9 protein-coding genes are annotated in these 13,855 nt (G+C 72.5%); 8 read left to right on the forward strand and 1 reads right to left on the reverse strand.

From position 1 onward, the window contains the following. Positions 1-73 precede the first annotated feature (73 nt). The 6 genes from Q0L15_RS01275 (at position 74) to Q0L15_RS01300 (ending at position 7,663) form a co-directional block, all read left to right on the forward strand. Positions 74-1,375 carry an ArsB/NhaD family transporter gene (locus Q0L15_RS01275; RefSeq protein WP_296601681.1) on the forward strand — a complete coding sequence of 434 codons (1,302 nt, stop codon included), beginning with the start codon at positions 74-76 and terminating at the stop codon, positions 1,373-1,375. 127 nt (positions 1,376-1,502) lie between these two features. Next, positions 1,503-2,438, forward strand: coding sequence for a carbamate kinase (arcC, locus tag Q0L15_RS01280; protein ID WP_296601683.1), 936 nt, complete (start codon positions 1,503-1,505; stop codon positions 2,436-2,438). A gap of 35 nt (positions 2,439-2,473) precedes the next feature. Next, positions 2,474-3,589, forward strand: a complete 1,116-nt coding sequence (locus Q0L15_RS01285; RefSeq protein ID WP_296601684.1) for a ring-opening amidohydrolase — start codon at positions 2,474-2,476, stop codon at positions 3,587-3,589. A gap of 385 nt (positions 3,590-3,974) precedes the next feature. Then, positions 3,975-6,212, forward strand: coding sequence for a formate C-acetyltransferase (gene pflB, locus Q0L15_RS01290; RefSeq protein ID WP_296601692.1), 2,238 nt, complete (start codon positions 3,975-3,977; stop codon positions 6,210-6,212). 5 nt (positions 6,213-6,217) lie between these two features. Further along, entirely contained in the window at positions 6,218-7,018 is an 801-nt protein-coding gene (pflA, locus tag Q0L15_RS01295; RefSeq protein ID WP_296601685.1) for a pyruvate formate-lyase-activating protein, read from the forward strand. A gap of 30 nt (positions 7,019-7,048) precedes the next feature. Next, positions 7,049-7,663: a bifunctional 2-polyprenyl-6-hydroxyphenol methylase/3-demethylubiquinol 3-O-methyltransferase UbiG gene (locus Q0L15_RS01300; RefSeq protein WP_296601687.1), complete on the forward strand. Its 615-nt coding sequence runs from the start codon at positions 7,049-7,051 to the stop codon at positions 7,661-7,663. 18 nt (positions 7,664-7,681) lie between these two features. On the opposite strand, the gene Q0L15_RS01305 is transcribed toward Q0L15_RS01300, so the two are convergent. Continuing rightward, on the reverse strand, positions 7,682-8,839 hold the full coding sequence (locus tag Q0L15_RS01305; protein ID WP_296601688.1) for a CoA transferase: 1,158 nt from the start codon (positions 8,837-8,839) through the stop codon (positions 7,682-7,684). A 233-nt stretch (positions 8,840-9,072) separates the two neighbouring features. Here Q0L15_RS01305 and Q0L15_RS01310 point away from each other — a divergent pair, with 233 nt between their 5' ends. Continuing rightward, positions 9,073-12,276, forward strand: coding sequence for an ATP-dependent DNA helicase (locus Q0L15_RS01310; protein ID WP_296601690.1), 3,204 nt, complete (start codon positions 9,073-9,075; stop codon positions 12,274-12,276). Further along, the coding region (locus Q0L15_RS01315) for an ATP-dependent helicase (RefSeq protein WP_296601691.1) at positions 12,273-13,855 on the forward strand (1,583 nt) is incomplete at its 3' end. The genes Q0L15_RS01310 and Q0L15_RS01315, both read left to right, overlap by 4 nt.

A 13,855-nucleotide genomic window follows, 5' to 3' on the forward strand; every position in this document is an offset into this window, starting at 1 on the left:
GCATGAGCACCCCACGAAACTGCGGGCTTCCCCCGCTGCGCTCCTCCAGCCCACACTTCCGCGGGGACCCCACATGAGCACTGTCGCCCTGGCCGCGATCGCGATCTTCGCCATCACCTACGCGCTGATCGCCACCGAACGGGTCCACCGCCTCACCGCCGCGCTCGGCGGCGTCGCCGCGATGACGGTGATCGGCCTCGTCGACGCCGACGGCGCGTTCTTCGACCACGAGACCGGTGTCGACTGGAACGTCATCTTCCTGCTGTTCGGGATGATGGTGATCGTCAGCGTCCTCAAGCAGACCGGCCTGTTCGAGTTCCTCGCCCTCTGGGCGGCCCAGGCGTCGGGTGGCCGCCCCGGGCGGCTGATGGCACTGCTCATGCTCATCACTGCCGGCCTCTCGCCGGTGCTCGACAACGTCACGACCGTGCTGCTGGTGGCTCCGGTGGCGCTGTCGGTGACCGCCCGCCTCGGGCTCTCGCCGGTGCCGTACCTGATCGCGCTGGTCTTCGCGTCGAACGTGGGTGGGATGGGCACCTTGATCGGTGACCCGCCCAACATCATCATCGCGAGCCGTGGTGGCCTGTCCTTCAACGACTTCCTCGTCCACGCCCTCCCGATCACCGTGATCCTGGTCGCCGCGCTGGTGGTGCTCTGCCTGGTGCTGTTCCGGCGCGAGCTGCGCGTCCCGGGGCTCCAGGTCCGCGACGACGTCACCGACCTGGCTCCCCGGGCCGCGATCGCGGACGGCGCACTGCTCGCTCGCTGCCTGGTGGTGCTCGCGGTGGTCATGGTCGCCTTCGGCCTGCACACGGTGCTGCACCTGGACCCCTCGGTGGTGGCGATGCTCGGCGCCGGGGCGATGGTCGCGGTCTCGGGGTCCACCCCCGAGGAGTTCCTGGAGGAGGTCGAGTGGGTCACCCTCGCCTTCTTCATGGCGCTGTTCGTCCTGGTCGGGGGCCTCGTCGAGGTGGGTGTGATCGGCGACCTGGGATCGTGGGCGGCAGGAGCGCTCGGTGAGCGCGAGCTGCTGGCCTCCTCGGTCCTGCTCTTCGGCTCGGCCGTGGCCGGCGCGTTCGTCGACAACATCCCCTACACCGCGGCGATGGTGCCGATCGTCGCCGACATGGTCGCCGCGTCCCCGCAGACCGGCGCGGGCAGCCCGTTGTGGTGGGCCTTCGTCTTCGGCGCCGATCTCGGTGGCAACACCACCGCGGTTGCCGCCGGCGCCAACGTCGTGGTCCTCGGCATCGCGGCCAAGGCCGGGCACCCCATCAGCTTCTGGCGATTCACCAAGCACGGTGTCGTCGTCACGTTCGCGACGCTGGTGATCTCCTGGCTCTACGTGTGGCTGCGGTACTTCGTGTTCGCCTGACCGGAGGCAGCGGCACGCGGAGGCCTCCTCTGGGAGGAATCCGTGTGGCAAGTGTTGCCAGCGATCGGGTGTTTCCCTCGTCGCCGCCCACGGTGCCCGGTGCGGGCGGGGTCATTAGGTTCGTGACATGAGAGTCCTGCTCGCGCTCGGCGGCAACGCCATGACGAACGCCGAGGGGCGGGCCCGTCCGGAGGACCAGATCGCCGCGGCCGACGTCGCGATGGACGCCGTGGCCGGCCTGCTGGAGCGCGACGTCGAGGTCGTGATCACCCACGGCAACGGCCCCCAGGTCGGCAACCTGCTCGTCAAGAACGAGCTCGCCGCCGCGGTCGTCCCGCCGGTGCCGCTCGACTGGTGCGGGGCCCAGACCCAGGCGACGCTCGGGTTCGTGCTGATGAACTCCCTCGAGGCGGCGCTGGCCCGCCGCGGCATCGAGCGGCGTACGGCGACCGTGGTGACCCGCGCGTTGGTCGCCTCCAACGACGAGGGCTTCACCCGCCCCACCAAGCCCATCGGGCGCTTCCTGCCCGCGGCCGAGGCCGCCGTGCTCGTCGAGCACGGAGAGACCTGGGAGGACCGCGGCGAGAAGGGGTGGCGCCGGGTCGTCGCCTCGCCGGAGCCGCTGCGCATCGTCGACGCCCCGGCCGTGCAGGCCCTCGTCGAGGCCGGCTTCGTGGTCGTCGCCAACGGCGGCGGCGGGATCCCGGTGGTGCAGGAGCTCGACGGCACCCTGCACGGCGTCGAGGCCGTGATCGACAAGGACCTGGGGGCGGCGCTGCTCGCCCAGACCGTCGACGCCGACGTCCTCGTCATCGGTACGGACGTACCGCACGCCGTGCTCCGCTTCGGCACCCCCGAGGCCGAGCCGCTCGGGACCGTCACGGTCTCCGAGCTGCGCGGCCACGCCGCCGAGGGTCACTTCGCCAGCGGCTCGATGGGACCGAAGGTCGACGCGGCCTGCCGGTTCGTCGAGCGCGGCGGCGCGCGCGCCGTCATCACCGACCTCGCCCACATCACCCAGGCCGTCACCGGCGACGGCGGCACCGTCGTCGTACCCGACTAGAACCGCACGAGCACCCCGATCAGCAAAGGAACCCCATGCCCGACGCCATCGAAGTACGCAAGGTCCCGATCCACTCCGTCGCGGACGCCAGCGAGCTGGCCAAGCTCATCGACGACGGCGTGATGCACGCCGACCGCGTCATCGCGATCATCGGCAAGACCGAGGGGAACGGCGGGGTCAACGACTACACGCGGATCATCGCCGACCGCGCGTTCCGCGAGGTGCTCGTCGAGAAGGGCGCCCCGACCGAGCAGGTCAAGCAGGTGCCGATCGTGTGGTCGGGCGGCACCGACGGCGTGATCAGCCCCCACGCGACGATCTTCGCGACCGTCCCGCCCTCGGAGCTCACCGGCGAGCTGGCGCCGTCCGACGAGCCGCGCCTCACCGTCGGCTTCGCGATGAGCGAGCGGCTGGCGCCCGAGGACATCGGCCGCACGCCGATGATCACCAAGGTCGCCGACGCCGTGAAGGTCGCGATGGAGCGCGCCGGCATCACCGACCCGGCCGACGTCCACTACGTGCAGACCAAGACGCCGCTGCTGACGATCCACACGATCCGCGACGCCAAGTCGCGCGGCAAGACCGTGTGGACCGAGCACACCCACGAGTCGATGGACCTCTCCAACGGCTGCACCGCGCTCGGTATCGCGGTCGCGCTCGGCGAGATCGAGATGCCCACCGACGCGGACGTCATGCACGATCGCTCGCTGTTCTCCTCGGTCGCGTCCTGCTCCTCGGGCGTCGAGCTGGACCAGGCCCAGGTGGTCGTGGTCGGCAACGCCCCGGGCGTGGGCGGTCGCTACCGGATCGGCCACTCGGTGATGAAGGACGCCCTCGACCAGGACGGCATCTGGGAGGCGATCCGCTCCGCGGGCCTCGACCTGCCCGAGCGTCCCCGCACCTCCGACCTCGACGGCCGGCTGGTCAACGTCTTCCTCAAGTGCGAGGCCTCCCAGGACGGCCAGGTCCGCGGGCGCCGCAACGCGATGCTCGACGACTCCGACGTGCACTGGCACCGCCAGATCAAGGCCGCCGTCGGTGGCGTGACGGCAGCGGTCACCGGCGACCCCGCCGTGTTCGTCTCGGTCTCCGCCGCCCACCAGGGCCCCGACGGCGGCGGCCCGGTCGCCGCGATCGTCGACCTCGGCTGACGTCATCCGACCTGGTCGCCGGGACAGCCACATCGGATGACCTCTGCTCGGACCACCCGGGGACGTCATACGAAGTGGGCGTCCTAGCCACCGCAACGTATGACGTCCCGGGTGAGCCCCGGGAGGACACCGACCACCCCGCGCAGCGCCGAGGCGCGTCGGACCGAAGTCCCGGGACCAAGGTCAGGTAGGTGAGATCTCAACCACGTCAGATCGGGGACAAAGGTCCTACTAATTCCCGGGCCGCGCCCGAGACGATGGAGCGGTAAAGACCGGAGGACGGGCGAAGGGCTCGGTCCCCGGCACTCGAGAAGGACTGCTCCGACCCGTGACGACCACCGCCGACCGCCCCGTCGACACCACCACCGACAGCTCCGCCTCCACCATGACCGCCCCCGCCGATCCGTGGCGCGGGTTCGTGCGCGGCGACTGGTGTGACGACATCGCGGTGCGCGACTTCATCACCGCCAACTACACGCCGTACACCGGCGGCGCCGACTTCCTCGCCGGCCCCACGGCCCGCACCACCGGCATCTGGGCGATCCTCTGCGGGATGTTCCCGGTCGAGCGCGCCCGCGGCGTCTACGACATCGACACCCACGTGCCCGGGTCGATCACCAGCCACGGCCCGGGCTACATCGACCGCGACCACGAGCTGATCGTCGGCCTCCAGACCGACGTCCCGCTCAAGCGCGCGATCATCCCCAACGGCGGCTGGAAGATGGTCAAGGACTCCCTGGCTGCCTACGGCTACGAGGTCGACCCGCACGTCGAGGAGATCTTCACCCACTACCGCAAGACCCACAACGCGGGCGTCTTCGACGCCTACACCCCCGAGATCCGCGCGGCCCGCCGCTCGCACATCATCACCGGGCTCCCCGACGCCTACGGCCGCGGCCGCATCATCGGCGACTACCGGCGCGTCGCGTTGTACGGCGTGGACCGGCTCGTCGCCGGCAAGGTGGCCGACCTGCGCGCGCTCGACAGCCGGCCCGCCACCGAGGAGGTCATCCGGTCCCGCGAGGAGCTCGCCGAGCAGATCCGCGCGCTGGGCGAGCTCAAGACCATGGCCGCGTCCTACGGCTTCGACATCTCCGGCCCCGCCACCAACGCCCGCGAGGCGATCCAGTGGCTCTACTTCGGCTACCTCGGCGCGGTGAAGGACCAGAACGGCGCCGCGATGTCGCTGGGGCGCACCAGCACGTTCGTCGACGTCTACATCGAGCGCGACCTCGCCGAGGGCCGGCTCACCGAGGAGCAGGCCCAGGAGCTGGTCGACGACTTCGTCATCAAGCTGCGCATCGTCCGGTTCCTGCGGACCCCGGCGTACGACGCCCTGTTCTCCGGCGACCCGATGTGGGTCACCGAGTCGATCGGCGGCATGGGGGCCGACGGCCGCACGCTGGTCACCCGCACCTCGTTCCGCTACCTGCAGACCCTCTACAACCTCGGCCCCGCGCCCGAGCCGAACCTGACCGTGCTGTGGAGCCCCGAGCTCCCCGAGGGCTTCAAGAAGTTCTGCGCTGCGGTCTCGCTCGACACCAGCGCGATCCAGTACGAGTCCGACGAGCTCATGCGCCCCCGCTTCGGCGACGACACCGCGATCGCCTGCTGCGTCTCGCCGATGGCGGTCGGCAAGGCGATGCAGTTCTTCGGCGCCCGGGTCAACCTCGCCAAGACCCTGCTCTACGCGATCAACGGCGGCCGCGACGAGGTCTCCGGCGCCCAGGTCGGCCCCGAGAGCCCCGTGTACGACGGCGACGTCCTCGACTACGACGAGATCCGGGCGCGCCTGGACTCGATGATGGACTGGCTGGCCGGCACCTACGTCTCGGCGCTCAACGTCATCCACTACATGCACGACAAGTACGCCTACGAGAAGCTCGAGATGGCGCTGCACGACTCCGACGTGCACCGCACCATGGCGTGCGGCATCGCCGGCCTCTCGGTGGCCGCCGACTCGCTGGCTGCCATCAAGTACGCCCAGGTGCGTCCGGTCAAGGACGAGCGCGGGCTGGTCGTGGACTACGACACGACCGGCGAGTTCCCGACGTACGGCAACGACGACGACCGCGCCGACGAGATCGCGGTCGAGCTGGTCGAGTCGTTCATGGCCAAGGTGCGCCAGCACCCGACGTACCGCAACGCCGAGCACACCCAGTCGGTGCTGACGATCACCTCGAACGTCGTCTACGGCAAGGGCACCGGCAACACCCCCGACGGCCGCCGGGCCGGCGAGCCGTTCGCCCCGGGCGCCAACCCGATGAACGGGCGGGACCGGCACGGCATCGTCGCCTCGGCGCTGAGCGTGGCCAAGCTGCCGTTCGACTCCGCGCGCGACGGGATCTCGCTCACCACGACGGTCACCCCGGCCGGCCTGGGCCGCACCCGCGAGGAGCAGATCACCAACCTGGCGGGCGTGCTCGACGGCTACAACGCCTCCGAGGGCTTCCACATGAACGTCAACGTCCTCGACCGCGAGACCCTGCTCGACGCGATGGAGCACCCGGAGAACTACCCGCAGCTGACGATCCGGGTCTCGGGGTACGCCGTGAACTTCGTGCGGCTGACCCGCGAGCAGCAGCAGGACGTCATCAGCCGCACGTTCCACGAAGGGCTCTGACCGGGGTGGCCATCGACCTGGGGGCCCGTGAGCGGCCGCACTCCGTGGTCGATCCACGCACCGGCCCCATCACGGGCGAGCTCACGGGGTCGGTGCACTCGTGGGACATCTCGACCGGCGTCGACGGCCCCGGCACCCGGTTCGTGCTGTTCACCGCCGGCTGCCCGCTGGCCTGCGCGTACTGCCACAACCCCGACACCCAGGACATGCGCTACGGCACCCGTCACTCGGTCGGGGACGTGCTGGCCCGCGTGGGCCGCTACCGCCGGTTCATCGAGGCCTCCGGCGGCGGGGTGACGGTCTCCGGCGGCGAGCCGCTGCTGCAGCCGGCGTTCACCTCCGCGGTCCTGCGCGGCGCCAAGGAGCTCGGCCTGCACACGGCCCTCGACACCTCCGGTGCGCTCGGCCACCGCGCGGACGACGCGCTGCTGGAGGCCACCGACCTGGTGCTGCTCGACGTCAAGGCGATCGACCCGGCGATCTACGAGGACCTCACCCGCGGCAGCCTCACCCCGACCCTGCGGTTCGCCGAGCGGCTCGCGACGATGGGCAAGCGGGTGTGGGTGCGCTACGTCCTCGTCCCGGGCTGGAACGACCAGCCCGAGCACGTCGAGCGGCACGCGGCGTACGTCGCCACGCTCGGCAACGTCGAGCGCGTCGACGTGCTCGGCTACCACCGGCTCGGCCGGGAGAAGTACGCCGAGCTCGGCATGGAGGACCGCCTGGTCGGCGTCGACGGGGCCACCGCCGCGCAGGTGCAGGCGGCCCGCGACATCTTCACGGCCGCGGGGCTGGTCGCGCCGTGAGTCGTTTCGGCGACCGGGGATGATGGCGTCGTGACCACCACCCCCGAGCCGGTCGGGTCGCTCTGGCCCGGCCTCAGCGACCCCGACCACTCCCACCACTACGTCGAGCGGTTCCGCCAGATGGCCGCCCACGGCCAGGACCTCGTGGGCGAGGCGCGGCTGGTCGACACGCTGGCGCCGCGAGGCGCGCGCCTGCTCGACGCGGGGTGCGGTCCCGGGCGCCACGGGGGCTACCTCGCGCAGCTCGGCCACGAGGTCGTGGGCGTCGACGTCGACCCCGTACTGATCGACGCGGCGCGCGCCGACCACCCCGCGGCGACCTGGCTGGTCTCCGATCTCGCCCGTCTCGACCTGCCCGCGATGGGCGAGCCCGAGCCGTTCGACGGCGCGATGGTGGTCGGCAACGTCATGGACTTCGTGACCCCCGATGCCCAGGCGTCGGTCATCGAGCGGCTCGCCGTCCACCTGCGCCCCGACGCGTTCCTCGTCGTCGGCTGCCGGACCGTCCGCGGCTTCACCCCGGCCGACCTCGACGCCGCGCTGCCGGGCACCGGCCTGGAGCTGGAGCAGCGGTTCGCGACGTACGCCCTGCGGCCGTGGACCGGCGACGAGGGGTTCTGCGTCAGCGTGCTGCGCGCCCGCTGATCGACCTGAGGAGGGGACTCACCCCTCCAGCCACGCCCGGATCGCGGCGTCGTGCTGCCCCAGTGTCGGGGGAGCGGTGTGCTCGGAGCGGCCGCCGGAGTGGGCGTTGTCGTCGAACCGGATCGGTGAGCCCGGCAGCCGCAGCTCGCCCTGCGTCGCGTGGTCGACGGTGAGGAGCAGCCCCTGCGAGAGCGTCTGCTCCCAGGAGTAGACGTCGTCGAGCGAGCGCACCTTGCCCGACGGCACGCCGGCCTCGGCGAGCGCGCTCAGCCAGTGCTCGGCTGGCTCGGTGCCGAACAGCGTCTCGATGCGAGCGGTCAGCGCGTCGCGGTTCGCCACGCGCAGCGCGTTGGTGGCGAACTCGGGCTCGTCGGCGTCCCAGCCGAACGCCCCGCACAGCGCGCGCCACAGGTTCTCCGAGCCGCAGGCGATCTGCACGGGCGCCGTGGCCGAGGCGAACATGCCGTACGGCGAGATCGACGGGTGGTGGTCGCCGGCCAGGCCTGGCACCTCGCCGGCGACCGTCCAGCGGGTGCCCTGGAACGCGTGCACGCCGACCATCCCGGCCAGCAGCGAGGTGCGCACGACCCGGCCACGACCGGTGCGGGCGCGCTCGTGCAGGGCGGCGAGGATGCCGAAGGCGCCGTTCATGCCGGCGACCAGGTCGGCGATCGGCACACCCACCTTGGTGGGCTGCGAGGTGCCGGTGATCGACATCAGCCCGCCCTCGCCCTGGGCGATCTGGTCGTAGCCCGCCCGGGTCGCCTCGGGGCCGTCGTGACCGAAGCCGGTGATGCTCAGCACGACCAGCCCGGGGTTGAGCTCGTGCAGCCGCTCGACCGAGAAGCCGAGCCGCTCGAGCACGCCCACCCGGAAGTTCTCCATGAGCACGTCGGCCCGCTCGACCAGCCGGGCGAGCACCTCCCGGTCGGCGTCGGACTTCAGGTCGAGGACCAGCGACTCCTTGTTGCGGTTGGCCGAGAGGAAGTACGTCGACTCGCGCTCGTCGTCCGCGCCGATGAACGGCGGGCCCCAGCCGCGGGTGTCGTCCCCGGCCGGCGGCTCGATCTTGATCACCCGGGCCCCCATGTCGCCGAGCATCATCGCGGCGTGCGGACCGGCGAGCGCGCGGGTCAGGTCGAGCACCAGCAGGTCGGAGAGGGGGCCGTCGCTCATGGGCGTGCACGCTACTGAGAACCGCCCCGGGCGGCCTACGGCGGAATGTGCCAACCGTTCGGTCGATATCGCCGTCGCACCTGACGAAACGGTCGTGATCCTGCCCGGGACACAGCAGATACGTCTGGTGCGTCGGGCCCTCACGACTGCCATGTCCACTCCGTCTCGGTGGCGACGGGGACTCACGCACGCCCTTGTCGGGCGCTGTCGGCGCGAGGTGATCGAATAGCCACATGCCGGCCACCGCGACCTCCTACCGCCTCGTGCGGGCCGAGCACGCCGTCGCGGTCCCCGAGCTCGACGAGCACCAGCGCCGCGTCGTCGACCACCCGGGCGGCCCGCTGCTGGTCCTCGCGGGCCCCGGCACCGGCAAGACCACGACGCTGGTCGAGGCGATCGTCGACCGCATCGAGCGGCGTGGTGCGACCCCCGACCAGGTCCTGGCGCTGACGTTCTCCCGCAAGGCCGCCGAGCAGCTGCGCGACCGGGTCACCGCGCGCCTGGGCCGCACGATGTCGACCACGCTCAGCTCGACGTTCCACTCCTTCGCCTACGGCCTGATCCGCGCCTACTCACCGGCCGAGCTCTACGAGGCCCCGCTGCGCCTGCTGTCGGCGCCCGAGCAGGACGTCGTCCTGCGCGAGCTGCTCACCGACAACCCCGAGTCGGTGACCTGGCCCGAGTCGCTCACGCGCGCCGTCGGCACCCGCGGCTTCGCCCGTGAGGTCCACGCCGTGCTGTCCCGGGCGCGCGAGAAGGGTCTCGACGGCGAGGCGCTCCGTGCTCTCGGCGAGGCGGAGGGGGTGCCCGAGTTCGTCGCCGGTGGCCTCTTCCTCGACCAGTACCTGACCAACCTCGACTCCCAGGGCGCCACCGACTACGCCGACCTGATCCGCCGCGCCACCATCGAGGCCGAGGCCCACCGCGACGAGCTGCGCTCGCGGATCCGGGCGGTGTTCGTCGACGAGTACCAAGACACCGACCCGGGCCAGGTCGCGCTGCTGCGCGCGCTCGCCGGGGACGGCCGCGACCTGGTGGCCGTCGGCGACCCCCACCAGTCGATCTACGGCTTCCGGGGCGCCGAGGTCCGGGGCATCCTCGAGTTCCCGACCGAGTTCCCCCGGGCCGACGGCAGCCCCGCCGACGTCGTCGCGCTGCGCACCACCCGGCGCTTCGGGCCGCGACTGCTGGTCGCCTCCCAGCGCGTGGCCGGCCGGCTCGCGCTGCCCGGCAGCATCCCCGAGGAGGCGCGCGCGGCGTTCCTCGCGCCGCAGGCCGAGGCGTCCGGCCTCGGGGACGGACGGGTGCTGGTGCGCACGTTCGACACCGAGCGGGCCGAGGCCGAGCACCTCGCCGACCTGCTGCGCCGCGCCCACCTCGAGGACGGCATCCCCTGGGACCAGATGGCGGTGCTCGTCCGCTCCGGCCGCACCTCGATCCCGCCGCTGCGTCGAGCGCTCGGAGCCGCCGGGGTGCCGGTCGAGGTCGCCAGCGACGAGGTGCCGCTCGTCCGCGACCCCGCGGTGCTCCCGCTGCTCGACGCCCTGCGAGCCGTGGTCAACCTCGACAACGACGACGTCGAGGACGTCGAGCACATCGACCCAGCCCGCGCCGAGGCGCTGCTGCTCGGCCCGCTCGGCGGTCTCGACGCCGGAGACGTGCGCCGCCTGGCGCGACGGCTGCGCTCCCGCGAGAAGGAGCAGAGCAAGGTCGAGGGCCGCACCCCGCGGACCTCCCGCGACCTGGTCCGCCGGGTGATCGTCGAGCCGGGCTTCCTCGACGGGCTCGACGGCCCCGAGGTCGGCCGGGCGCGGGCGCTCGCCCAGCTGCTGCTCGACGCTCGCGAGGAGATGCGCGGTGGCGCATCGGCCGAGGAGCTGCTCTGGATGCTCTGGTCCCGCACCGGCTGGCCGGCCCGGCTGCGCCGCTCGGTCGACCTGGGCGGGGGTGCCGCCCGTCGAGCACACCGCGACCTCGACTCGGTCTGCGCGCTGTTCGACGTCGCCGCGCGCGCCGAGGAGCAGCGCGACCACGTGGGCGTCCGGGCCTTCCTCGCAACGCTGGTCCAGCAGCAGATCCCGGCCGACACGCTGGCCGAGCGGGGCGCCCGCGGCGCCGCCGTACGCCTGCTGACGGCCCACCGCTCCAAGGGTCTCGAGTGGCGGCTGGTCGTGGTGGCCCACGTGCAGCAGGACGGCTGGCCCGACCTGCGGCGGCGCTCGACGCTGCTCCAGGCCGACCGCATCGGCGAGCACGGCGTCGTCCCGCCGGTGACCACGCGCGAGCTGCTCATGGAGGAGCGCCGGCTGTTCTACGTCGCCTGCACCCGCGCTCGGCAGCGGCTGGTCGTGACTGCGGTGGCCTCGCCCGACGACGAGGGCGAGCAGCCCTCCCGCTTCCTCGACGAGCTCGGGGTGAGCGTCGAGCGGGTGGTCGGGCGTCCACCGCGGCCGCTCTCGCTGGCCGGGCTCGTCGCCGAGCTGCGCCGCACGGTCGCCGACCCCGAGACCTCCGAGCCGCTGCGCGAGGCCGCCGCCCGCCGGCTGGCCCGGCTGGCGTCCGAGGTGACGATGGCCGACCCCGCCAGCTGGTGGGGCACCCGCGCCGCGACCCGGTCGGTCGAGCCGATCCGCGACCCCGACCAGCCGGTGCCCGTGTCGGCCAGCGTGCTCGAGGCGGTCGCGGTCTGCCCGACCCAGTGGTTCCTCGAGCGCGAGGCCGGCGGCATCGCCCGCGCCCACCAGTCCGCCAACCTCGGCGAGCTCCTCCACGCGCTGGCCCAGCGGGTCGCGGCCGGCGAGATCGAGCCCGCGGTCGACGTGCTGATGGAGCACGTCGACGCGGTGTGGGACCGCCTCGACTTCCGCACGCCCTGGTCGCGGGCCCGTGAGCACGAGCGGGTCCGGGCCGCGGTCGGCCGCTTCCTCCAGTGGCACCTCGCCAACCCACGCACGCTGCTCGACACCGAGGCGCCGTTCACCACCGTCGTGGCGCTCGACGACGGCGAGCAGGTCAAGATCAGCGGCTACGCCGACCGCATCGAGCTCGACGCCGAGGGGCGCGTCATCGTGGTCGACCTCAAGACCGGCCGCACCAAGCCCAGCAACAAGTCCGTCGAGGGCCACGTCCAGCTCGGCCTCTACCAGTACGCGGTCGACCACGGCGCGGTCACCGAGCTCGCACCGGGCGCCGTGGCCGGTGGCGCCGAGCTCGTCCAGCTGGGACTCACCGACGGGGGAGAGACGGCCGTCGTGCAGGCCCAGGACGCTCATCCCGAGGACGGCGCCGCCCGCGACGACCTGCGGGCCCGCCTGGGACACGCCGCGTCGCTGCTGCGCGCGGAGACGTTCCCCGCCGTCGCCGGCCAGCACTGCCGCGACTGCACGTTCGTGGCGATCTGCCCGATCAAGAGCGCTGGGTCGGTGACGGCCCAATGAACCGACAGATCAGGACGCCCGAGGAGCTGGCGGCGGTGATGCGCACGCCGTACGCCCCCAGCGAGCAGCAGTGGGCCGCGATCTCCGCCCCGCTCACCCCCGCGGTCGTGATCGCGGGTGCGGGCTCGGGCAAGACGACGCTGATGGCCGCCCGCGTCGTCTACCTCGTCGTCACCGGCCAGGTGCGCCCCGACGAGGTGCTCGGCCTGACGTTCACCACCAAGGCCGCCAGCGAGCTGCGCCAGCGGATCCGCCAGGCGCTCGAGGCCGCCGGTGCCCTCGAGCAGCCGACCGAGATCGACGACGGTGGTGAGGGCGAGGGCGATGTCCTCGAGCCGACGGTCGCCACCTACAACGCGTACGCCGCCGGCCTGCTCACCGACCACGGCCTGCGCATCGGCCACGAGCCCGACACCCGCGTCATCACCGACGCGGCGCGCTACCAGCTCGGCGCCCGCGTGGTCGACCGTTACACCGGGGACGTCCAGCACCTCTCCGACCACCCCGAGACCGTGATCCAGAACCTCCTCGCGCTCGACAGCGCGATGAGCGAGCACCTCGTCGCACCCGACGCGGTGCGCGCCGTGGATGCCGAGGCCTGCCGCGGGTTCCAGGCAGCGCTCGCCGACGAGGTCGCCGGCAAGGGCCGCGTCACCTACCGCGAGGCCATCGAGAAGGCGATCTCCGCGATCGACCGGCGCGGCGAGCTGCTCGGCCTCGTCGAGTCCTACCGCCGGCTCAAGCGCGACCTCGGCCTCATGGACTTCTCCGACCAGATCGAGCTCGGCGCCCGGCTGGCCGACGAGCAGCCCGATGTCGGTGTGCTGGAGCGCTCGCGGTTCAAGGTCGTGCTGCTCGACGAGTACCAGGACACCTCGGTCGCCCAGGCGGTGATGCTGTCGCGGCTCTTCGGCGAGGGACACCCCGTCACCGCGGTCGGCGACCCCAACCAGGCGATCTACGGCTGGCGAGGTGCGTCGGTCTCCAACATCCTCAACTTCGCCGACACCTTCCCCGCCGCCGACGGCGGCCCGGTGCCGACCTATCCGCTCACGGTCAACCGCCGCTCCGACGCCCGCATCCTCGAGGTCGCCAACCGGCTCGCCGCCCCGCTCTACGAGAAGTACGGCCAGGTCGAGCCGCTGGTCGCCAAGCCCGAGGCCGAGACCGGCACCGTCACCGCCCGGGTGTTCGACACCCACGCCGACGAGCTCGCCTGGCTCGCCGAGGCGGTCAAGCAGGCCCATGCGGAGTCGCCCGAGCCGGCCGGCTGGGCCTCGATCGGCGTCCTCACCCGCGACAACGCCCACGCCGAGGACGTGTTCGACGCGCTCACCTCGGCCGGCATCCCCGTCGAGATCGTCGGGCTGTCCGGACTGCTGCGCCTGCCCGAGGTCGCCGAGATCGTCGCGACCCTCCACCTGCTGCACGACGTGACCGCCAACGCCTCGCTGCTGACGCTGCTCACCGGCCCCCGGTGGGCGATCGGCCCCCGCGACCTGCGACTGCTGAGCCGCCGGGCCTTCGAGATCGCCGGCCGCCAGGGCCGCGGGGCGAGCGCCGCCTCGATCACCGACCA

This window comes from Nocardioides sp. (genome assembly GCF_024509035.1).
Lineage (GTDB): Bacteria > Actinomycetota > Actinomycetes > Propionibacteriales > Nocardioidaceae > Nocardioides.

What these genes read in the sequence shown, in the direction of transcription:
- Q0L15_RS01275 (WP_296601681.1), top strand. Translation starts at nt 74, where the DNA reads ATGAGCACTGTCGCCCTGGCCGCGATCGCGATCTTCGCCATCACCTAC.
- arcC (WP_296601683.1), top strand. Translation starts at nt 1,503, where the DNA reads ATGAGAGTCCTGCTCGCGCTCGGCGGCAACGCCATGACGAACGCCGAG.
- Q0L15_RS01285 (WP_296601684.1), top strand. Translation starts at nt 2,474, where the DNA reads ATGCCCGACGCCATCGAAGTACGCAAGGTCCCGATCCACTCCGTCGCG.
- pflB (WP_296601692.1), top strand. Translation starts at nt 3,975, where the DNA reads ATGACCGCCCCCGCCGATCCGTGGCGCGGGTTCGTGCGCGGCGACTGG.
- Q0L15_RS01305 (WP_296601688.1), bottom strand. Translation starts at nt 8,839, where the DNA reads ATGAGCGACGGCCCCCTCTCCGACCTGCTGGTGCTCGACCTGACCCGC.
- Q0L15_RS01310 (WP_296601690.1), top strand. Translation starts at nt 9,073, where the DNA reads ATGCCGGCCACCGCGACCTCCTACCGCCTCGTGCGGGCCGAGCACGCC.